The organism is Jiella sonneratiae (genome assembly GCF_017353515.1).
In the GTDB taxonomy this organism is placed as follows: Bacteria; Pseudomonadota; Alphaproteobacteria; order Rhizobiales; family Rhizobiaceae; genus Jiella; species Jiella sonneratiae.
Genome location: NZ_JAFMPY010000021.1, coordinates 24,808 through 46,287 on the forward strand (window position 1 = coordinate 24,808; position 21,480 = coordinate 46,287).

The 21,480-nt window shown below is 69.0% G+C and carries 18 protein-coding genes; 15 read left to right on the forward strand and 3 right to left on the reverse strand.

Annotation, left to right across the window (positions count from 1 at the left end):
* Positions 1 to 6: 6 nt before the first annotated feature.
* Entirely contained in the window at positions 7 to 870 is an 864-nt protein-coding gene (locus tag J1C47_RS17265) for a cobalamin B12-binding domain-containing protein (RefSeq protein ID WP_207352030.1), read from the reverse strand.
* Between the two features lie 208 nt (positions 871 to 1,078).
* On the opposite strand from J1C47_RS17265, the gene bchF reads away from it, so the two are divergent.
* The 13 genes from bchF to puhE all read left to right on the forward strand — a co-directional run bounded on the left by bchF (position 1,079) and on the right by puhE (position 17,447).
* Positions 1,079 to 1,618 carry a 2-vinyl bacteriochlorophyllide hydratase gene (gene bchF, locus J1C47_RS17270; protein ID WP_207352031.1) on the forward strand — a complete coding sequence of 180 codons (540 nt, stop codon included), beginning with the start codon at positions 1,079 to 1,081 and terminating at the stop codon, positions 1,616 to 1,618.
* Between the two features lie 62 nt (positions 1,619 to 1,680).
* Positions 1,681 to 2,934 carry a ferredoxin:protochlorophyllide reductase (ATP-dependent) subunit N gene (locus tag J1C47_RS17275; RefSeq protein WP_245396640.1) on the forward strand — a complete coding sequence of 418 codons (1,254 nt, stop codon included), beginning with the start codon at positions 1,681 to 1,683 and terminating at the stop codon, positions 2,932 to 2,934.
* 11 nt (positions 2,935 to 2,945) lie between these two features.
* Positions 2,946 to 4,859 (forward strand): ferredoxin:protochlorophyllide reductase (ATP-dependent) subunit B, encoded by a 1,914-nt coding sequence (locus J1C47_RS17280; RefSeq protein ID WP_207352033.1) that lies wholly within the window; start codon positions 2,946 to 2,948, stop codon positions 4,857 to 4,859.
* Positions 4,834 to 8,589 carry a magnesium chelatase subunit H gene (locus J1C47_RS17285; protein ID WP_207352105.1) on the forward strand — a complete coding sequence of 1,252 codons (3,756 nt, stop codon included), beginning with the start codon at positions 4,834 to 4,836 and terminating at the stop codon, positions 8,587 to 8,589. The genes J1C47_RS17280 and J1C47_RS17285 overlap by 26 nt, the downstream gene beginning before the upstream one ends.
* Positions 8,586 to 9,497, forward strand: coding sequence for a ferredoxin:protochlorophyllide reductase (ATP-dependent) iron-sulfur ATP-binding protein (gene bchL, locus J1C47_RS17290; RefSeq protein ID WP_207352034.1), 912 nt, complete (start codon positions 8,586 to 8,588; stop codon positions 9,495 to 9,497). The genes J1C47_RS17285 and bchL overlap by 4 nt, the downstream gene beginning before the upstream one ends.
* 8 nt (positions 9,498 to 9,505) lie before the next feature.
* Complete coding sequence (gene bchM / locus J1C47_RS17295) at positions 9,506 to 10,210, forward strand: magnesium protoporphyrin IX methyltransferase (protein ID WP_207352035.1); 705 nt, start codon at positions 9,506 to 9,508, stop codon at positions 10,208 to 10,210.
* Between the two features lie 41 nt (positions 10,211 to 10,251).
* On the forward strand, positions 10,252 to 11,688 hold the full coding sequence (locus tag J1C47_RS17300) for a BCD family MFS transporter (protein WP_207352036.1): 1,437 nt from the start codon (positions 10,252 to 10,254) through the stop codon (positions 11,686 to 11,688).
* Positions 11,689 to 11,712: 24 nt separating this feature from the next.
* Positions 11,713 to 12,498 (forward strand): photosynthetic reaction center subunit H, encoded by a 786-nt coding sequence (puhA, locus tag J1C47_RS17305; RefSeq protein ID WP_207352037.1) that lies wholly within the window; start codon positions 11,713 to 11,715, stop codon positions 12,496 to 12,498.
* Positions 12,495 to 13,163: a photosynthetic complex putative assembly protein PuhB gene (gene puhB, locus J1C47_RS17310; RefSeq protein ID WP_207352038.1), complete on the forward strand. Its 669-nt coding sequence runs from the start codon at positions 12,495 to 12,497 to the stop codon at positions 13,161 to 13,163. The genes puhA and puhB overlap by 4 nt, the downstream gene beginning before the upstream one ends.
* Positions 13,164 to 13,178: 15 nt before the next feature.
* Complete coding sequence (gene puhC, locus J1C47_RS17315) at positions 13,179 to 13,691, forward strand: photosynthetic complex assembly protein PuhC (RefSeq protein WP_207352039.1); 513 nt, start codon at positions 13,179 to 13,181, stop codon at positions 13,689 to 13,691.
* Positions 13,688 to 13,990 (forward strand): hypothetical protein, encoded by a 303-nt coding sequence (locus J1C47_RS17320; protein ID WP_207352040.1) that lies wholly within the window; start codon positions 13,688 to 13,690, stop codon positions 13,988 to 13,990. Before puhC ends, J1C47_RS17320 begins: the two co-directional genes overlap by 4 nt.
* Positions 13,987 to 15,075 carry a magnesium-protoporphyrin IX monomethyl ester (oxidative) cyclase gene (gene acsF / locus J1C47_RS17325; protein WP_207352041.1) on the forward strand — a complete coding sequence of 363 codons (1,089 nt, stop codon included), beginning with the start codon at positions 13,987 to 13,989 and terminating at the stop codon, positions 15,073 to 15,075. Before J1C47_RS17320 ends, acsF begins: the two co-directional genes overlap by 4 nt.
* A 293-nt stretch (positions 15,076 to 15,368) precedes the next feature.
* Complete coding sequence (gene puhE / locus J1C47_RS24045; RefSeq protein ID WP_207352042.1) at positions 15,369 to 17,447, forward strand: putative photosynthetic complex assembly protein PuhE; 2,079 nt, start codon at positions 15,369 to 15,371, stop codon at positions 17,445 to 17,447.
* A gap of 75 nt (positions 17,448 to 17,522) precedes the next feature.
* Here the strand turns inward: puhE and J1C47_RS17335 are convergent, their stop codons facing one another.
* The gene (locus J1C47_RS17335) at positions 17,523 to 18,092 is read right to left on the reverse strand and encodes a GNAT family N-acetyltransferase (protein ID WP_245396641.1); all 570 of its coding nucleotides are present in this window, start codon (positions 18,090 to 18,092) and stop codon (positions 17,523 to 17,525) included.
* 157 nt (positions 18,093 to 18,249) lie between these two features.
* Between J1C47_RS17335 and J1C47_RS17340 the strand changes: the two genes are divergently transcribed.
* Positions 18,250 to 19,551 carry a hypothetical protein gene (locus J1C47_RS17340; protein WP_207352043.1) on the forward strand — a complete coding sequence of 434 codons (1,302 nt, stop codon included), beginning with the start codon at positions 18,250 to 18,252 and terminating at the stop codon, positions 19,549 to 19,551.
* Positions 19,552 to 19,606: 55 nt separating this feature from the next.
* On the opposite strand, the gene serB is transcribed toward J1C47_RS17340, so the two are convergent.
* Positions 19,607 to 20,494, reverse strand: a complete 888-nt coding sequence (gene serB, locus J1C47_RS17345) for a phosphoserine phosphatase SerB (protein WP_207352044.1) — start codon at positions 20,492 to 20,494, stop codon at positions 19,607 to 19,609.
* 31 nt (positions 20,495 to 20,525) lie between these two features.
* On the opposite strand from serB, the gene miaA reads away from it, so the two are divergent.
* Entirely contained in the window at positions 20,526 to 21,446 is a 921-nt protein-coding gene (gene miaA, locus J1C47_RS17350; protein WP_207352045.1) for a tRNA (adenosine(37)-N6)-dimethylallyltransferase MiaA, read from the forward strand.
* Positions 21,447 to 21,480: the final 34 nt, after the last annotated feature.

Genomic DNA, 21,480 nt, shown 5'->3' on the forward strand with positions numbered 1-21,480 from the left:
GAGGCGTCAGTGCCCGAGAAGCAGGGTCTGCGCCCGCTCCACCGCACTGCGCCCGTCCGTCGCGACAAGGTCTGCTCCGTAGTCATCTATCGATTGTCCCGGCACAGTGAAAGCCCATCCGCCGAGAAAGATGCGGCTGCAATGCGCGCTGGAGGCATGGCGGAGCGCTTCCACCTGGGCGCCGACATGGGGCAGGAACCGCTCGCTGCCGACGCTGATGCCGATGGCGTCGTAGCGCCGGGTCTCCACCAGTTGGCAGAGGGTATGAAGGCTGACATTCGCCTCGATCGAGACGCTCCAGCCCGCGGCGAGAAAGAGCTCGGCGAGGACGAACAGGCCGAAGGTGTGCTGCTCGCCGGGGGCGGGGGCCAGAAGGACGCTCGCCCGGCCGCCCGAGAGTTCGCAGGCGTCCACCCGGCCGAGCGAGCGGATCATGTGCTGCAGCCGCGCCGACTTGGTCGTCACCTCGACGAAACTCAGGCGGTCGTCCAGCCACATCGCCCCGAGCTCGCGCACCGCCGGGGACATGATGTCCGTCAGAAGCGTCTCGAGATCCATCCCCGAGGCACGCAGATCGAGAAGATGGCGCCACTGCGCGTCCGGCCCGTCCGACAGCACCAACCCGAGAAAGCGCTCGGCCTCGGCCCGCCGGCGAACTTCCTGGGCGGCCCTCGAACCCTCCTCGGGCGCCTCGGCCGTACGGTGGGCGGCATAGAGCGAGGGGATCACCTTGGCCACGATCGCCTCGGAGAGCCGCTTCTTCCACTCTTCGTTGTGATGGGTGTAAATATCGCTTGACAACCGTCCGCTTTTGGACTCGTGGGGAATGATCCGACGATACGACTCTGCGACGTAGGGGATCGCTGCCATCGACCGCCCCTCCCATCCCTTCGCCCGTCTCTTCCTCCGACATAAAGCATTGAAAATGCTGTGCCAGGAGGGGCTGGGCTATCGTTATTCATCAAGCTTCCTCCAAACCCGGCAGATTTGCAATCCGTCGGCGCGGAATAAAATGTAAAAATTCCAAGACGTCAATTTGGCTTGACACATTGCCGGCGCCAGTCGCAGAGTCGACGTCATGGAACCGCTTCGATCCATCCGCTCCGACACGACCGCAGGGGGGCCGGCCAGGGCGCTCTACACGCCGGCCGAGCGACGCCGGCGGGACACGACGGTCTGGACGCTGGTGCAGGGCATTCTCGCGCCGTTGCAATTTCTGGTCTGTCTGGTTTCCCTGGCGCTGGTCGTGCGTTACCTCGCGACGAGCGAGGGATACGAGGCCGCCGCCGTCTCCGTCGTCGTCAAGACGCTCGCCCTCTACGCCATCATGGTCACCGGCTCGATCTGGGAGAAGGTCGTGTTCGGCCGCTGGTTGTTCGCGCCGGCCTTCTTCTGGGAAGACCTCGTGTCGATGGGCGTCATCGCCCTTCACACGGCCTATGTGGCGATGCTCGTCGCCGGCCTCGGGACCCCCGGCGAACAATTCGCCGTCGCGCTCGCCGGCTATGCCGCCTATGTCGTCAATGCCGGTCAGTTCGTCCTGAAGCTTCGGGCGGCGCGCCTTGCGGGGAGCCCCGTTTTGGTCGAACCTGCCGGCCCGGCAGGGGCGGCGGCATGACCGGGGCGGCGGTTCATCCGGGCCGGGCCGCTTCGCAGGCGCAAGGCCGGGCCGCTTCGCCGATGGCGGGCTGCGCCGAGCGGCCGATCCTGCGCGAGCGCGGCCAGCGCGAGGTGTTCTGCGGGCTGACCGGCATCGTCTGGCTGCACCGCAAGATCCAGGACGCGTTCTTCCTCGTCGTCGGCTCTAGGACCTGCGCCCATCTCATGCAGTCGGCCGCGGGGGTGATGATCTTCGCCGAACCGCGCTTCGCCACGGCGGTGATGGAGGAGCGCGATCTCGCCGGCCTCGCCGATGCGAACGAGGAGCTCGACGCCGCGGTCTCCCGCCTCGTCGAGCGGCGGCCGGACATCCGGATGCTGTTCCTCGTCGGCTCCTGCCCCTCGGAGGTGATCAAGCTCGATCTCTCCCGCGCAGCGGCCCGCCTGTCCGAACGCTATGCCCCGGACGTCAGGATCCTCAACTATTCCGGCTCGGGCATCGAGACGACCTTCACGCAGGGCGAGGACAACTGCCTCGCGGCGCTCGTCCCGCAGCTGCCCGAAGCCGAGACGACATCCCCGCAGCTGCTCGTCGTCGGGGCGCTCGCCGACGTCGTCGAGGACCAGTTCGCGCGGCTGTTTTCCGCCATGGGCATCGAGACCGTCCGCTTCCTGCCGCCGCGCAAGGCGCGCGACCTGCCGCCCGTCGGCCCGTCGACCCGCTATCTTCTGGCCCAGCCGTTCCTCGGCGAGACCGCGCGCTGCCTCGAAGAGCGCGGCGCAGGGCGCATCGCCGCGCCGTTCCCGCTCGGCGCCGAGGGCACGACGCTGTGGCTGAAGGCTGCCGCGGATGCCTTCGGGGTCGACCCGATGCGCTTCCGCTCGGCGACGGCGGCCGCCGAGGCCCGGGCGAAGCGGGCGCTCGAACCCTACCGCGCCGAACTTTCGGGCCGCTCGGTCTTCTTCTTTCCGGATTCGCAGCTCGAGATCCCGCTCGCCCGGATGCTGTCGCGCGAGCTCGGCATGGCGCTGACGGAAGTCGGCACGCCCTATCTCCACCGCCAGCACGCGGCCGAGGAGCTGGCGCTGCTTCCCGAGGACGTCTTTCTGTCGGAGGGCCAGGACGTCGACCGGCAGCTCGAACGCGCCCGCGCGGAACGACCCGACATCACGGTCTGCGGCCTCGGCCTCGCCAATCCGCTCGAGGCGGAGGGGCTGACGACCAAATGGTCGATCGAGCTGCTCTTCACCCCGATCCAGGGCTACGAACAGGCCGGCGATCTCGCCGGGCTGTTCGCCCGCCCGCTCGACCGCAAGACGCGGCTGAAGGTCTGAGGGAGGCGGCGATGCAGCTCACCGTCTGGACCTATGAGGGGCCGCCGCATGTGGGCGCGATGCGCGTCGCGACGGCGATGGAAGGGGTGCACTACGTCCTGCACGCGCCGCAGGGCGACACCTATGCCGATCTCCTCTTCACCATGATCGAGCGGCGGGACAGGCGGCCGCCGGTGACCTACACGACCTTCGAGGCGCGCGATCTCGGCAAGGACACCGCCGCGCTGTTCCAGACGACGCTGCGGGAGGCCTATGAGCGGTTTCGCCCCGAGGCGGTGCTGGTCGGCGCCTCCTGCACCGCCGAGCTGATCCAGGACGATCCGGCCGGTCTCGCCAAGGCGGCCGGCCTGCCGGTGCCGGTGATCCCGCTGGAGCTGCCGTCCTACCAGCGCAAGGAAAACTGGGGCGCCGCCGAGACCTTCTACCAGATCGTGAGGACGCTGGCGGCCGGCCGGGATGCGGCGGCCGATGGGAACCCATCCTCCTCGGAGGGGGCGACGCGACACCCCCCTCTGCCTGCCGGCATCTCCCCCGCAAGGGGGGAGATCGGCGGCTTCGATGCCGCGGCCAACCCCTCACCGCAGGCGCTGACTCAGTCCCCGCGTCTGCAGGGTTGCTCATTGGAGGATGGCGGAACCGCGGGAGCGAGATCGATCTCCCCCCTTGTGGGGGAGATGCCCGGCAGGGCAGAGGGGGGTGACGCCGGCATCGACTCTTCCGCCGAACCAGAGAAGACAGCGGCCGACGTACACGGCGAAGCCGCGCATTTCGCGCCGCGCGAAGTACGCCGCCCGACCTGCAACATCCTCGGCCCGACGGCGCTCGGCTTCCGGCATCGCGACGACCTGGTGGAGATCAGGAAGCTTCTCGGCGCGATCGGCATCGACGTCGCCGTCGTCGCGCCGCTCGGCGCATCGCCCGCCGACATCGCCCGGCTCGGCGAGGCGGACTTCAACGTCGTCCTCTATCCAGAGATCGCCGGCGTCGCGGCGAAGTGGCTGAAGCGGAGCTTCGGCCAGGAGTTCACGACGGTGGTGCCGATCGGTTTCGGCGCGACGCAGGACTTCGTCGCCGAGGTGCGGCGGCTCGCGGGACTGCCGGAGGCGGACGAGCGGCAGGGCGAGAAGGGCGAGGGCGCCTCGACCGAAGCCGGCTCCAACCTGCCCTGGTTCTCGCGCTCGGTCGATTCGACCTATCTGACCGGCAAGCGCGTCTTCGTCTTCGGCGATGCCACCCACGCGCTCGCCGCCGCGCGCGTCGCCACCGAGGAATTCGGCTTCACCCTCTGCGGCCTCGGCACCTATGCCAGGGAGTTCGCCCGCGACATCCGGGCAGCCGCCAGGGAATACGGCGTCGAACCGCTGATTTCCGACGACTATCTCGACGTCGAACAGGCGATCGTCGCGGCCCAGCCGGAACTCGTCCTCGGGACGCAGATGGAGCGGCACGTCGCCAAGCGCCTCGGTATCGCCTGCGCCGTCATTTCGGCGCCGGTGCACGTCCAGGACTATCCCGCCCGCCATTCGCCGCAGATGGGCTTCGAGGGGGCGAACGTCCTCTGGGACACCTGGGTGCACCCGCTGGTCATGGGGCTCGAAGAGCACCTGCTCGGCATGTTCCGGGACGACTTCGAATTCAACGACGGGGCCAAGCCCTCGCATCTCGGCGCCGGCGCGCGCGTCGCCGCCGAGCCCGAAACATCCGCCGCGCCGGCATCCGCCGCAGCGCCTTTCCCGGCCGCCGCCGCGGACGGCGAGACGATCGCCCTCGGCTGGCTCACCGACGCCGAAGCCGAGCTGAGGAAGATCCCCTTCTTCGTCAGGGGTAAAGCCCGCCGCAACACCGAAAAATTCGCCCTCGAACGGGGTCTTTCCGAGATCACCGTGGAGACGCTCTATGATGCAAAGGCCCATTACAGCCGGTGACGGCACCGAAGGGCCGGGCGCATCGGTGCCGGTCCGGGTGGTGCTGATCAGCCTCGACGGCCACATGGCCGGCGCGGTCGCCGCCGCGCGGCGCCGGCTTTCGGGCGAGATTCCCGGCCTCGAGGTCGCCCTGCACGCCGCCACCGACTGGGAGCGCGAGCCGGACAGCCTTTCCCGCTGCCTCCGCGACATCGGCCGCGCCGACATCGTCTTCGCCAACATGCTGTTCATGGAAAACCACATCGAGGCGGTGCTGCCGGCGCTGCAGGCGAGGCGCAACGCCTGCGACGCCATGGTCGGCGCGATGTCGGCGGGCGAGGTGATCCGGCTGACCCGGCTCGGCGGCTTCGAGATGAACCGCGAGGCGCGCGGCGTCATGGCGCTGCTGAAGCGCCTGCGCGGCGGCTCGAAGGCCGGCCGGCCGGCAACCGGCTCCGGCGCCCGGCAGATGGCGATGCTCAGGCGCCTGCCGAAGATCCTGCGCTTCATTCCGGGCACCGCGCAGGACGTGCGCGCCTATTTCCTGACGCTGCAATACTGGCTGGCGGGCTCCGACGAGAACGTCGCCAACATGATCCGCTTCCTCGTCGAGCGCTACGCCAGGGGGCCGCGCGCGGAGATCGCCGCACGGCTGCGCCAGACCCGCGCGCCGGTCGAATATCCCGACGTCGGCCTCTACCATCCCCGGCTGCCGGACCGGATCGCGACGCGCATCGATTCGCTGCCGAACCGCGCGGGCGGCGGGGCGGGCACGGTCGGCCTCCTGGTGATGCGCTCCTACGTCCTTTCCGGCGACACCGGCCATTACGACGGGGTGATCGCGGCGATGGAGGCCCGGGGCCTCAGGGTGGTTCCGGCCTTCGCCGCGGGGCTCGATTCGCGCCCGGCGATCGAGGCGTTCTTCGTGAAGGACGGCAGGCCGGCGATCGACGCTCTGGTCTCGCTCACCGGATTTTCGCTGGTCGGCGGCCCGGCCTACAACGACTCCGACGCCGCCGAGGCGGTGCTGGCGAGCCTCGACGTGCCGTTCCTCTCGGCCCATGCGGTGGAGTTCCAGTCGCTGGAGGAGTGGCGGGTTTCCTCGGCCGGGCTGACGCCGGTGGAAGCGACGATGATGGTGGCGATCCCCGAGATCGACGGTGCCGCCGGCCCGATGCTGTTCGGCGGCCGCTCGACGCTCTCGCGCGCCGACGGCCATCGCGAGATGACCGCCGAAATGGGCCGTGCCGCACTACTCGCCCGCCGCGTCGAAAAGCTCGTCGCGCTCCGCCGTCGGCCCAGGGCCGACCGCCGGATCGCGGTGACGATTTTCAACTTCCCGCCGAATGCCGGAGCCGTCGGCACCGCGGCGCATCTGTCGGTCTTCGCCTCGCTGTTCAACACGCTGAAGGCCCTGAAGGCGGAGGGCTACGCCGTCGACCTGCCTGAGAGCGTCGACACGCTGCGCGGGGCGATCATCGAGGGCAACGCCCGGCGCTTCGGCGCGCAGGCGAACGTTCATGCACGCATTCCCGCCGACGACCACGTGCGGCGCGAACCGCATCTTGCCGAGATCGAGGCGCAGTGGGGCCCTGCGCCCGGCCGCCAGCAGTCGGACGGGTCGTCGATCTTCGTTTTCGGGGCGATGTTCGGCAATGTCTTCGTCGGGGTCCAGCCGGCCTTCGGCTACGAGGGTGACCCGATGCGGCTGCTGTTCGAGAAGGGGTTCGCCCCGACCCACGCCTTCTCGGCCTACTATCGCTGGCTGCGCGAGGATTTTTCCGCCGACGCGGTGCTTCACTTCGGCACTCACGGGGCGCTGGAATTCATGCCGGGCAAGCAGGTCGGTCTCTCCGGCGAATGCTGGCCGGACCGGCTGATCGGCGACCTGCCGAACCTCTATCTCTACGCGGCCAACAATCCGTCGGAGGGCACGATCGCCAAGCGGCGGGCGGCGGCGACGCTCGTCTCCTACCTGACCCCGCCGGTCGCCCATGCCGGGCTCTATCGCGGCCTCGCCGATCTGAAGGCGACGATCGAGCGCTGGCGCAGGACGGCGCCGGAGTCGGTGGCGGAACGCCGCGATCTGGCGGTGACGATCGCCGCCCAGGCGGGTGCCCTCGATCTCTTGGCGGTTCCGGAGAGTGCCTCGCTGGAGGGCCCGGCGCCGGACGTCGACGTCGCGGCACTGCATCGTGCGGTGCTGGAGGTCGAGGACACGCTGATCCCGCACGGCCTCCACGTCGTCGGCGAGGCGGTGAGCGACGCCGAGCGGGCCGATCTCATCGCGGTCGCCGCCGAGGTCGCGCTCGGTGCGGGCGCGGATCGCCGGGCGATCGAGGCGCTGGCCGCCGGCGACGGCGGCGCGGCGCTCGCGGCCTGCTTCGCTCCGGACGGCGAAAAGCTCGAAGAGATCGGCGGGCTCGTCCGGCTGGAGGCGGATCTGCGCCGCGACCACGAACTGCCGGCGCTGCTGCGGGCGCTCGACGGGCGGTTCATCCGGCCGGTGCCGGGCGGCGACCTGTTGCGCACGCCGCAGATCGTCCCGACGGGGCGCAACGTCCACGGCTTCGACCCCTTCCGCATTCCAAGCGCCTTTGCCGTCGCCGACGGCCGGCGCCAGGCCGAACGGATGCTGGCGCGCCATGCGGCGGGCGGCCACGGCCTGCCGGAAAAGGTCGCGATGGTGCTCTGGGGCACCGACAATCTGAAGAGCGAGGGCGGGCCTCTCGCCCAGGTGCTGGCGCTGATCGGGGCGGCGCCGCGCTTCGACGGTTTCGGCCGGCTCTGCGGCGCCGATCTCCTGCCGCTCAAACGCCTCGGCCGGCCGCGCATCGACGTGCTGGTCACGCTGTCCGGCATCTTCCGCGACCTGTTGCCGCTGCAGTCGAAGCTCCTGGCGGAAGCCGCCTTCCTCGCCGCCACCGCCGACGAGCCGGAGGAGATGAACTTCGTCAGGAAGCACGCGCTCGCCTATGCCGAGGAGACCGGCTGCGACATGGAGACGGCGGCGCTGCGCGTCTTCTCCAATGCCGACGGCGCCTACGGCTCCAACGTCAACATGCTGATCGATTCCGGCGCCTGGGAGGCGGAGGGCGAGCTCGCCGAGGCCTATACCCGGCGCAAATGCTTCGCCGTCGACCGCAGGGGCCGGACGGCGGAACAGGCGAAGCTTTTGAAGGCGAGCTTCGCCAAGGTCGAGATGACCTACCAGAACCTCGAATCCGTCGAGCTCGGCGTCACCACCATCGACCACTATTTCGATACGCTCGGCGGGATCAGCCGGGCCGCGTCCGAAGCCCGGGGCGAGAAGGTGCCGGTCTATATCGGCGACCAGACACGGGGCGAGGGCAAGGTCCGCACGCTCGAGGAGCAGGTGGCGCTGGAAACCCGCACCCGCATGCTCAATCCGAAATGGATCGAGGCGATGCTCGCCCACGGCTACGAGGGCGTCCGGCAGATCGAGAGCCACGTGACCAACACGCTCGGCTGGTCGGCGACGACCGGGCAGGTCAGCCCCTGGGTCTACAAGCGTCTCGCCGAGACCTTCGTGCTCGATCCCGAAATGCGCGAGCGGCTCGCCAGCCTCAATCCGACCGCCTCCGCCCGCATGGCCGACCGGCTGATCGAGGCCGAGGAACGCCACTACTGGAGCCCCGACGAGGCCGACCTCGAGGCGCTGCGCGACGCCGGCGCCGATCTCGAGGATCGTCTCGAAGGCATCACACCCAAGGAGGTCGTCGCAGCATGACCGCTCTCAAGACCACTCTCCCGCTGCCGCGCACCGTCTATCGCCGCGAGGACGGCGAGGGCTCCGTGCAGGTCAGGATGAACACCGGCCCGAAGATCGACGGCGCCAAGGTCTTCGCCATCTACGGCAAGGGCGGGATCGGCAAGTCGACGACGTCGTCGAACCTTTCCGTGGCCTTTTCCAAGCTCGGCAAGCGCGTGTTGCAGATCGGCTGCGACCCGAAGCACGATTCCACCTTCACGCTGACCAAGCGGCTGCAGCCGACGGTGATCGACGTTTTGGAAACCGTCGACTTCCATGCCGAGGAACTGCAGCCGGAGGATTTCGTCTTCGAGGGCTACAACGGCGTCATGTGCGTCGAGGCGGGCGGTCCGCCGGCGGGCACCGGCTGCGGCGGCTACGTCGTCGGCCAGACGGTCAAGCTCCTCAAGGAGCATCATCTCCTCGAAGACACCGACGTGGTGATCTTCGACGTTCTCGGCGACGTCGTCTGCGGCGGCTTCGCGGCCCCCCTGCAGCATGCCGACCGGGCGCTGGTCGTCACCGCCAACGACTTCGATTCGATCTTCGCGATGAACCGCATCGTCGCGGCGATCCAGGCGAAGTCGAAGAACTACGACGTCAGGCTCGGCGGCGTCATCGCCAACCGCTCGGCCGGAACCGACGAGATCGACCGATTCAATGCGGCGACCGGGCTGACGCGGGTGGCGCATTTCCCGGACCTTGATGCGATCCGCAAGAGCCGGCTGAAGAAGGCGACGCTGTTCGAGATGGGCGACGGGCCGGAGGTGAAGGCGGTGCAGGAGGAGTATCTGCGGCTCGCCGCGACGCTCTATGCCGGGGTCGAGCCGATGGACGGCAAGTCCATGAAGGACCGCGACATTTTCGATTTCCTCGGTTTCGAGTGAGGCGGGCGATGGGCGAGGCTGCCACCTACGAGATCCGGCGCGGCGAGATCGAGACCTATTTCGATCGCACCGCCGCCGAGGCCTGGAAGAAGCTCACCTCGGACGCGCCGCTCGGCCGGATCCGTGCGAGCGTCAGAGCCGGCCGCGAGGAGATGCGGGCTTTCCTCCTGTCGCTGCTGCCTGCCGATCTTCGCGGCGCCCGCGTGCTTGATGCCGGCTGCGGCACCGGGGCGATGGCGATCGCGCTGGCGCAGCGCGGCGCCAGCGTCGTCGCCGTCGACCTGTCGCCGACCCTCGTTTCCCACGCATCTGATCTTGCCGAAAAGGGCGGCGTCGCCGGCGCCATCCGCTTCGAGGCCGGCGACATGCTGGCCCCGGTCTATGGCCGTTTCGACCACGTCGTCCTGATGGATTCCCTCATCCACTACGAGGCGGCGGACGCGGCGGCGGCGCTCGCCCGTCTCGCCGCGCGCGTGTCGGGATCGATCGCCTTCACCCTCGCGCCGAAGACGCCGATGCTCGCCGCGATGCACCGTGCCGGCCGGCTGTTCCCGCGCTCCGACCGGGCGCCGGCCATCGTGCCGGTCGAGACCGGGCGCTTCGCGGGCCGGCTTGCCGCGTCGCGGGATCTCGAGGGATGGCGGGTGCGGAACCAGCGGCGGGTGACGAGCGGCTTCTACAAGTCGCACGGCATGGAGCTCGTGCGGCCATGAGGCTCATTGGACGCAGGCCGGCAAAGCCGAGAACCAAGCCGATGTCCGAGGCCGAGGCACTCGCCCGGGCGAGGGCGCGCCAGTTCATCACCATGGTGATGCCCTTCGCCGACGCCGCGTCGACCGACCTGCCGCTCGGCCGGCTGATGCGGCTGTCGCTGTTCCAGATCTCCGTCGGCATCACGATGGTCCTCCTCGGCGGCACCTTGAACCGGGTAATGGCGATCGAACTCGGCATCCCAGTGTCGATCATCGCCGTCGCCATGGCGCTGCCGCTGGTGGCGGCGCCGGCGCGGGCGCTGATCGGCCACCGCTCCGACACCCATCGTTCCTATCTCGGCTGGCGCCGCGGCCCCTATATCTGGTTCGGGGCGCTGATCCAGTTCGGCGGCCTGGCGCTGATGCCGATCTCGCTGCTGATCATCGCCGAGGCGCGGCCGGGCACGGTGATCTACGGCGAGGCCGGCATGACGCTGGCCTTCCTGATGACCGGCTTCGGCCTGCACACGGTCCAGACCGCCGGCCTCGCGCTGGCGACGGATCTCGCGCCCGAGGACAAGCGGCCCCGCGTCGTCGCGATGCTCTATACGATGCTCCTCGTCGGCATGGTCGCCGCGGCGATCGTCATCGGCAGGCTGCTGTCAGACTTCTCGCCACTGCGGCTGATCGAGGTGCTGAAGGGCTCGGCGATGCTGACCCTGGCGCTGACCGTCGTCGCCATGTGGAAGCAGGAGCCGCGGCGCCGCGACCTCGTTCCCACCGGCGAGACGAAGGAGTCGTTCCGGGCGGCGCTGCGCTCGCTGCGCGGCCAGAAGGGGCTCGATCGCCTGCTCGTCGCGCTGGCGATCGGGACGGCGGCCTTCGGCATGCAGGACGTGCTGCTCGAGCCCTATGGCGGAGCCGTGCTGCACATGGCCGTCGGCGCGACGACGCTGCTCACCGCGCTTTTCGCGACGGGCAGCCTCGTCGGCTATTTCGTCTCGGCCCGGCTGATGGGGGCGGGCGGCAACCCCTACGTCGTCGCCGGCATCGGCCTGATGCTCGGCCTGCCGGGCTTTGCGGCGGTGATCATGGCGGCGCCCTTCGCCTCCGTCGCGGTCTTTTCGTTCGGCACGGCGCTGATCGGCCTCGGCAGCGGGCTGTTCGCCGTCTCGATGCTGATCGCGGCGATGGGCATGGTGCAGTCCGGACGGGGCGGGCTCGCGCTCGGCGCCTGGAGTGCGGTGCAGGCGGTCGCGCTCGGCCTCGCGGTCGCCTTCGGCGGCTTCGCCCGCGACGCCGTCGCGGGCCTTGCCGCGGCCGGATGGCTCGGCCGCGCCTTCGAGAGCCCGGCCAGTGGCTATTCCGTCGTCTACTGCGTCGAAATCTTGCTCGTCTTCGCCGCACTCGCGTGCCTCGGCCCGCTCGTCAAGCCGCAGCGCGTCGAGCCGAGGGCGGCGCCGGCCGGGCGTTTCGGCCTCGCCGATCTGCCGAACTGACCAAACGCAAAGGGAGCAGGTGTCGTGCCAGCATATTCACTCACGGAGCAGTTCGATATTCCGCTGCTGCTCGTCCTCCTCTTCTTTCTGTTCTTCCTCGGCCTCGTCTATTATCTGCGGGGCGAGGACAAGCGCGAGGGCTACCCGCTCGAGAGCGACCGGACGCTCGGGACCGCCGGGCGCGTGAACGTCGTCGGCTTCCCGCCGATGCCGGCGCCGAAGGTGTTTCGGCTGATGCACGGCGGCACGGTGACGGTGCCGCGTCCGCGTGGCGAGCGCGAGCTCAACGCCTTCTCGGCCTACGAATTTCCCGGCTCGCCGATCATGCCGGCGGCCGATCCGCTGGTCGACGGCATCGGCCCGGCCTCCTACGCGATGCGTTTCGATACGCCGGATCTCACGGCCGACGGCTCGCTGAAGCTGGTGCCGATGCGCAACCACCCGCATTACCGGCTGGAGGCGACCGGCCTCGACCCGATCGGCATGCCGGTGTTCACGAAGGACGGGTTCGAGGTTGGCCGGGTTGCCGACCTGTGGATCAACGCCCACGAATATTTCCCCCGCTATCTCGAGATCGAAGCGAACGTCGAGGCGGGCGGGCGCCGCGTCATTGCGCCGATCGCCTTCGCCAGCATTTCCGAGAAGCGCGGCATCGTCCGCTTCTCGTCGCTGACGAGGGCGCAGTTCTCGCGCGTGCCGGCTCTCGCCAGCATGGACCAGATCACCATGCGCGAGGAAGACCGGATCAACGGCTACTTCGCCGGCGGCGGATTCTTCGGCGGCTCGACGATTGAGGACGCCCTGTCATGAGCGCGGTGATGGAAGAATTCGACGACATCAAGCCGGTGGTCGATGCGGGCGAACTGCCGGCGGGCGAGACCATCCTGTGGCAGGGACGGCCGGACTGGTGGCGGCTGGCGGTCGGCGCCTTCCGGCTGAAGCTGGTGGGCGCCTGGTTCCTGGCCTTCGCCCTGTGGAAGGTCGGCGCCACCCATCACGACACCGGCTCCTGGGCGACGGGCCTCGCCGACGCGGCGACGCTTCTTCCGGCGCTCGGGGTCGGGGTCGGGCTGATCATGCTGCTTTCCTTCCTGACGGCCCGGGCGACGAGCTTCACTTTGACCAGCCGCCGCATCGTCATGCGCTACGGCGTGGCGCTGCCGGCCCAGCTCAACATTCCGCTGGCCGAGATCGACCACGCCGCCGTCAAGATCCATGCCGACGGCACCGGCGACCTGCCGCTGAAGCTGCCGAAGAAGGGGCGGCCCTCCTACTTCCAACTCTGGCCCTATGCGCGGCCGTGGAAGCTCGGCGCCGCCGAGCCGATGCTGCGCGCCGTGCCCCGGGCAGCGGAGGTGGCGCGGCTCGTCGGCGACGCGCTGGTCGCCTCGCAGGGCGGCAAGCGCGCTGCGCTTCCGGCGACGACCACTCCGGCGAAGGCCGGCTTCGGCGCCGCGACGCCGGCCGCCGTCTAGGAAAGGAGTTCTGCGATGCGAGGCCTTGCCGCAGCCATCAGGAACGGGTCGATCAAGCTCAGCCCGGACCAGGATCGTCCGATCCCGAGGCCGATCCTGATCGGCGCCGGCGCCCTGGCGCTGACGGCGCTGGTCGCGATCGCCGGCGGCAGGACGACCGGGGTGGGCGTCGCCGACACGCCGCAGGTCGAGACCGTCGTGCATCGCGACCTGCGGCTCGACGAGCGCGCCGACGGCTCCGTCGCGGTGGTCGACGGCGAGAGCCGTGCGCCGCTGATCGAGGTCGGGCCGGGCGAGGGCGCCTTCGCGGTCGAGGCGCTGCGCAACCTTTCGCGGGATCGCGTCCGCAAGGGCGTGTCGGCCGACGGGGCCTTCGTCCTCGCCCTGAAATCCGACGGACGGCTGGTGGTCGAGGATCCCGAGACGTCCCAGCAGGTGGAATTGCGGGCATTCGGCGAAAAGCAGGCGATGGCCTTCGCACGGCTTCTGCCGGCGCCGGACGCCGCGACAAGGGGAGGCGTGAGATGATCGAGAGAATGCTCGGCAAGCGATCCGAGGAAGTCGGCTGCACCGTCGAGGTGTCGAACACCTTCGACAGCCTGCACGCCCATGTCCGCTTCGACGGCGGCGTCACCGTCGAGCCCGGCGACGAGGTGCTCGTCCACGGGGCGCCGGTGGAAGTGCCCTATGGCGAGACCGCCTATCTGAGGCGCCGGGCGACGATTCGCCGGGCCGGCTGGCTGGAGCGCGCCTGGACGCGGGCGACCGGCGATTTCGAATTCATGGAGCTTTGCGAATTCTCCTTCTCGGAAAGGGCAACGCTATGAACGCGCATGCGAGAATTTCCCACGGGGCCCCGGTCCGGGAGGCGCCGAACGAGACCACCAAGATCGCCCAGCAGGACACGCTGCTCACCCCCCGCTTCTACACCACGGATTTCGACAAGCTCGACAAAGTCGACGTCTCGGGGGTTCGCCGGGAGTGGGACGCGCTGATCGCCGAGATGAAGTCGGACCCGAACAAGGGGCACTTCCGGCGCGACGAAAACTGGGACCACGTCTCGCTCGACGACCTGCCCGAGGGGCTGCGCAAGGAGTTCGTCGACTTCCTCGTCTCCTCGCTGACCGCGGAATTCTCCGGCTGCGTGCTCTACAAGGAGATGAAGCGGCGCGGCTCGAATCCCGACATCTGCGAGCTGTTCTCCTACATGAGCCGCGACGAGGCGCGCCATGCCGGCTTCATCAACGACGCGCTGAAGGAGTTCGGCATCGGCGTCAATCTCGGCTTCCTGACCAAGGAGAAGAAGTACACCTTCTTCCAGCCGAAGTTCATCTACTACGCGACCTATCTCTCCGAAAAGATCGGCTACGCCCGCTACATCACCATCTTCCGGCATCTCGAACAGCATCCGGAGCGGCGCTTCCACCCGATCTTCAAGTGGTTCGAGAAGTGGTGCAACGACGAGTTCCGGCACGGCGAGGCCTTCTCGCTGCTGATGCGGGCCGAGCGCAAGACCCTGGAAGGGCGGAACAAGCTGTGGATCCGCTTCTTCCTGCTCGCGGTCTTCGCGACGATGTACGTCCGCGACCATGCCCGTCCCGCCTTCCACGAGGCGCTCGGCCTCGAGCCGAGCGACTACGGCTTCAAGGTGTTCAGGATCACCAGCGAGATCTCGCGCCAGGTCTTTCCGGTGATGCTCGACATCGACGATCCGCGCTTCCGGGCGGGGCTCGACCGGCTGGTCGAGATCAGCCGCGGCATCGACGCCGCGTCCCGGCAGGGCGGGATCGCCGGAAAGCTGAAGGTGTGGCGCGGCAAGGCCGCCGCGGCCCTGACCTTCGCCCGGCTCTACACGCTGCCGGTGATCCGGAACGAAATCCCCGCCGACAGCCGGCTGCAGCCGGTGTGGTGAGGCTGAAGAAGTCGGCGGCCCGTCGGTCGCCGCCGCGCGGCCATCTCACAGGACGGGCGGAACCATCGAAACTCGTCATCCCGGGCTTGACCCGGGATCCATTCCAAATCGGCGAAGCCGACGAAACGGCGCAGTGAGAAGATGCAACTTCGACATCGAACGAGCCCTGGCGGCGCAGAGGAATGGATCCCGGGTCAAGCCCGGGATGACGACCGTTTCGATGCCGGCGGCAAACACGGCAGATCGCACCCGGCTTCGATCGCGCCAGCGATGCCCACCAAAGGAGAACGGTCATGACCGAATATCTCTATCCGGCGCTGTTCGCGCTGTTCGTCTGGTGGGCCTCAACCGTCCTGATCATCTATCTCGACGGGCTGAAGCGCTGGACCTTCAAATATTCGATGATCGGCGCGACGCTGATCTTCGTGGTCTCGCTGATCGGCCTCTACCGATCGGCCCAGGACGCGAGCGTCGCCGGCGCCTATCTCGCCTTCACCTGGGGGCTGCTCGCCTGGGGCTGGCAGGAGATGAGCTTCTACATGGGCTACGTCACCGGCCCGCGGAAGCAGCCCTGCCCGGAGAACTGCAAGGGCTTCAGGCACTTCGTCCATGCCGTGCAGACCAGCCTCTACCACGAGCTGGCGATCATCGTCGCCGCCGCTGCCGTCGTCTGGCTCACCTGGGGCGCGCCCAACCAGATCGGAATGTGGACCTTCATGGTGCTGTGGTGGATGCACCAGAGCGCCAAGCTCAACGTCTTCTTCGGCGTGCGGAACCTCAACGAGGAGTTCCTCCCCGAGCACCTCGAATTTTTGAAGGGCTTCCTCAACAAGCGGTCGATGAACCTGCTCTTTCCGTTCTCCGTCACCATCTCGACGGTGATCACGGCGCTGCTCGTCGTCGCGGCCATGGCGGAGGGGGCGGGCGCCTTCGAGCGCGCCGGCTACACCTTCCTCGCCGTTCTGATGGCTCTGGCGATCCTCGAGCACTGGATGCTCGTCCTGCCGATGCCGGCCGGCGCGATCTGGTCGCCGGCGCTGAAGTCCCGCGGCACCAGCCAGCCCTTCGAGGCGGAGATCGTCGTCGGCTTCCTCGGCGCCGGCAAGACGACGACGCTGCGCCACATGCTCTCCGAGGCCGATCCGAACGTGAAGACCGTCGTCCTCGTCAACGACTTCGGCGAACTCGGCATCGACGGCTCGCTGCTCGACGGGCAGGGGGCGGACGTGGTCGAGCTCTCCAACGGCTGCATCTGCTGCTCGCTGCGCAAGGACCTGTCGGCGCAGCTGCGCGAGGTTGTCGCCAAGATCAGGCCGCAGCGTGTGCTGATCGAGCCCTCCGGCGTCGCCGACGTCGCCTCGCTGCTGCGCGTCCTGCACGAGCCGGAGATCCGCAGCCTGACGAAGTCTCTCAGGCTCTACACGGTGATCGACGCCGGCGCGTTCCTCAAGGACTTCGCCCGCATGCCGGACTACTTCCGCATCCAGGCGAAGCTGGCGCCGGTGTTCATCGTCAACAAGACCGATCTCGTCTCGGCCGGCGAGATCGAGACGATCCGCGAGACGCTCGTCGCGCTCAATCCGTCGGCGAAGATCCTCGCTGCCCGCTACGGCATCGTCGAGGGCGGGCTCGATCCGGCCATCGCCCTGTCGCGCTGGGTGGCGCCCGATACCGACATGGTGGACGGCCAGGCGCAGGGCAGCGGACGCGCCGCCGCCCGCAGCCATGCGGCCGGGACCGGCCATGCGCATGCGGCCCACACCCGCACCCACACCCACACCCGCGCCGATGGCGGAGCGGAAGACCACGGCAGCGCCGGCGGGGAGGGCCGCTTGCACGATGCGCACCTGCATCACGCGCATGGGCACGACTCGCACGACCATGCTGCCCATGCCGACGGGCACGATCACGATCACGATCACAAACACGACCATCGGCACGATCACGGGCATGCGCATCATCACGACCACGCGCATCATCACGATCACCGTCACGACGAGCCGGGCCTCGGCCTTTCGTCCTGGAGCCGGCGCCTTTCCGGCAGCGTCGATGCCGACGCTTTGCGGGGCATCTTGGCCGAGGTGGTGGCGGGCCATGCCGGCGAGATCGACCGCATGAAGGGTATCGTCGCGGCGCGCGGCGGCGGCTGGCTGCGCTTCGACGTCGCGGGCGGGCGGGCGTCGATCTCGGCGCATGTGCCGAAGGACGGCGAGACCCCGCGGGCGCTGGCGATCGGCAGCGCTCCCGACGCCGGCTGGCTCGACAGGGCCTTCGCCGATCTCGGCGGCACGGATATCTCGTCGATGAGGGACGAGGCGATTTCGCCGACCTCGATCCTGGCGCCGGCTGCGAACGTCCTGCCGGCCGAATGACAAGCGCTCGGCGCGGCTTCGGTCGAATTGGCACTTGCCGCCCGACCGGCGCCGCGCGCTCGTCCGCAGGCGCCGTCAACCCGGCGCGCGTCGGGCGGTGAAGGTCGCCCGCGACAGACGATAAAGGCGGTGACGCACCAGCTCCGGATGGGTATCCCGCGAAATTCTCGGGTGGTCGAAATCAGCACCGCGGGAAAAGCCGAGCCGCAGCATGACCGCTTCCGACGCAGCGTTCGTCTCGACGCAGAAGCTCGTCACCTCGGCAAGCGCGCCCGGCTCGGCAAAGGCGCGGGCGAGACAGGCCGCTGCCGCTTCGGTGACGTAGCCCTTGCCCCAGAATTCCGGCAGCAGCCGCCAGCCGATCTCGTGACCGGGGGAACACGGCATGATCGCGTCGAGGACCGCCATGCCGAGGATGCCGACCGCCTCGCCCTCGACTTCGAGAGCGAGGAAGGAGATGCCGTCGCGCTCGAGCCGGGCATCGAGGTCGTCCATCAGCGCGTCCGACTCGTGCCGCGTCCGCCGCATCGGGAAGAAGCGCATGACCGTTTCGTCGGCGTTGAGGCGGTGGAAGGCGGGGCGATCGCGGTCCTGCCATCGACGGACGCGCGTCCGCGGCGTGACGATCGGCGCGCGCATGTCCATGACGCTGGCTCCGGTGAAGGGGACGAGGCGCGGCAGCCATAGCACGGGACGGCTGCACGAGGGCACGGGCCTTCGGTTCGTCGGGGTTTGACCGGACGTTCCGTTGGGTTATCAACGGTCTCGAACGCTACCCAGCAGCAACGGAAGGGAAGTCCCGATGCCGTTCGTCACTCCTGTCCGTCGCCTCGGCGCCGCGCTCTGTCTCCTTGCCGGCTTCCTCGCCGCGCCGCGGCCCGCCGCGGCCTTCGACGATCCGGCCTGGTGGAACGGCGAGATCGCCAGGGCCGAAGCCGATGCCGACCGTCTCTGGGACGTCATGGCCAAGAAGGGAACGTTTGCCGTCGGAACCGCGCTCAACGAGGTCGATGTCGACGTCCACACCTGCCACATCCTGTCGATCTTTCTCGACAAGCAGCATCTGACGCCGAAGCTCGTCGCGAAGGTCGAGCACGAGCCGGACTCCGATCCCGGCTTCGACGAGGGCGTCGAGGGCAATTCCCGCTCCAACTGGGCCAATCTGGCGAAGACCTTCCTCGCCGAATCGCAGGTCGAGCGCATCCGCGCCTGGAATCTCGACTGCGTCGGAAAATTCGGCATCTCCGGGCGTGATTACATCCGCGAGGGCGACCGCCGGGCGCTGGTCGAGCGCGACGGCGACGGGATCCGGGTTCTGGGGAACGTCGAGAAGGGCTTCGCCGAGGAGCTTGAGGCCGCCGTCGCGGCCAATCCCGGCGTGACGCGCATCCTGCTCGGGTCGGCCGGCGGCAATGTCGGCGAGGCGGTGAAGGCCGGCCGCTTCATCCGCGAGAAGAAGCTCGACACCGAACTCTACAACAACTGCGAATCGGCCTGCTCGCTGGTGTTCCTCGGCGGCGTCGAGCGGCGCATCTGGTCGCCCTATCCGACGCTCGGCTTCCACCGCATCTCCTCGGGTGGCAAGGCGATCGCCGACCGCAGCGAGGTCTACGACAAGGTGCGGGCCTATGCCGACGAACTCGGCGCCGACGGCGCGCGGGTCGTCGGCTTCATGAAAAAGGCGGGCGTCAAGTCGATGCATCGCCCGGAGATGGATGCGCTCTGCGCGGCGAACGTCGCGACGGCGGTGCAGCGGGTGTGTTTCGGCGAACCGCCGCAGGCAAGCGCCGCGACCGGGGCCGGCGACGAGACCGCCGCAGCAGCAGCCAACGGCGGCGAGGCGGCGCCGGTCACCACTGATCCGTCGGGGGCGACCGAGAGCCCGGTCGCCGGCGCGCTCGCCAACGGCACCGTCGATCCAGCCGACTCTCTCGTCTCGAACTCTCAGCACCGGCAGGCTTGCGCCGACATGCGCGCGCAGCGCCAGCGCCTCGCCGAGGCCGACCCGAACATCGCCCGCTCGCTCGCGGCCGGCGGAACCAGTGCCGATACCGACGGGATCGTGGCGATCTTCGACGCGATGCTGCGCGACCACGGCTGCTGACCGAGGCTGCCGAAAGATGGCGCCTGCCGAGCTGCGTTGCTGCCGCCGCTGCGCGTCAGCCGGCGAATTCGCTGCGACGATAGCCCTGGATGTAGAGAAGCGCCGTGAGGTCGCCCCGGTCGATGCGATGCGGCGCGCTTGCCGCGACCTTCGGCTTGGCGTGGAGGGCGACGCCAGTTCCGGCGAGCTTGAGCATCGGCAGGTCGTTCGCCCCGTCGCCAACGGCGATCGCATCGGTAGGCGTCAGGCCCTTTCCGGCCGCGATCTCCTTGAGGGCCGCCACCTTGGCTTCGGCCCCGAGGATCGGCTCGGCGACCCTGCCGGTCAGCCTGCCGGCTTCGGCGATCAGCCGGTTGGCGCGAGTCTCGTGAAAGCCGAGCGCCGCGCCGATCGGGCCGGTGAAGACCGTGAAGCCGCCGGAGACGAGCGCGGTGTGGGCGCCGCTCGCCCGCATCGTGGCGATCAGCGTGCGTCCGCCGCGAGCATGGGTGATGCGCTCGGCGATCACCTTCTCGACGACGCTCTCGGCAAGGCCGGCGAGCAGGCCGACCCGTTCCCGCAGGGCGGGCTCGAAGGCGATCTCGCCGTTCATCGCCCGCGCGGTGATGGCGGCGATCTGGTCCTTGATGCCGATTTCGGCCGCCAGTTCGTCGATGCATTCCTGCTCGATCATGGTGGAGTCCATGTCGGCGATCAGAAAGCGCTTGCGGCGGCCGGCGGCCTCCTGCACGACGAGGTCGAGATCCAACGCCTCCGAAAGGTCACGGACCGCGGCGAGACGGTCCGCAAGCGGCGCCGCTTCGAGCGGAAGATCCGCCGCGACGTTCTCGGCGAGCCATACCACCTCTTCGGTCTCGACTCCGAAGCCTTCGGCGATCGCGCTGATCGTGGCTGGAGAAAGCTTCGCATCGTCCGGACGGCTGATCAGGGTGGCGACATACATGGTACTGGGGACTGCCGATGAGGGGAGGGCGATGACGGGCGAAATCGAGGCGATCCTGATAGCCGGCCCCACAGCGAGCGGCAAGTCGAAGCTCGCGGCGGAGCTTGCCGAACGGCTTGGAGGCGTCGTCGTCAACGCCGATTCGCTGCAGGTCTATGACGGCCTCAAAATCCTCACCGCGCGGCCCTCGGCCGCCGACCTCGAACGCGTTCCGCACCGCCTCTACGGCCATGTCGATCCCGGCTCGGACTATTCCGCCGGCGCCTATCTCAGGGACGTCGCGCCGCTGCTCGCCGAATTGCGGTCGAGCCGGCGGCTGCCGGTCTTCTGCGGCGGGACGGGGCTGTATTTCAAGGCTCTCACCGGGCTCCTCGATCCGATGCCCGAGATCCCGCAGGCGGTCCGCGACAGGTTGAGGCGCCGTCTCGCGGAGGAGGGGGCGGAGGCGCTCCACGCCGAGCTCTTGCGCCGGGACCCGCCGACGGCGGAGCGGCTCGCCCCGCGCGACGGACAGCGCATCGCGAGGGCACTCGAAATCCTGGAGGCCGGGTCCGTCCCCCTGTCAGCGCTCCAGGCCGGGCGCGGCAGGCCGCTGGTCGATCGCGGCCGGGCGCGGATGCTGGTGCTCGCCCCGGACCGGGCAGAGCTGCGCCAGCGGATCGCCGAGCGTTTCGACCGCATGGTCGCGGGCGGCGCCCTCGACGAGGTCAAAGCCTTCGAGGCCCGCTTCGGCAGCGTGCCCGGCACCGCCGGCAGGGCCATCGGACTCGCTGAATTGTCAGCATTCCTGAAAGGAAGTCTCAACTATGAGCGGGCGCGCGAACTTGCGATCACCCGCACGCGACAATACGCTAAACGCCAGGAGACTTGGTTTCGGCATCAACTCGGCGACGAATGGCGGCGAATGACCGCAGGGGCCGACTTTTTTCTTCCGACCCGGCCTTCGACTTAACCCATCGGTAGATCGCGCCCGCTACAAGTTCTCG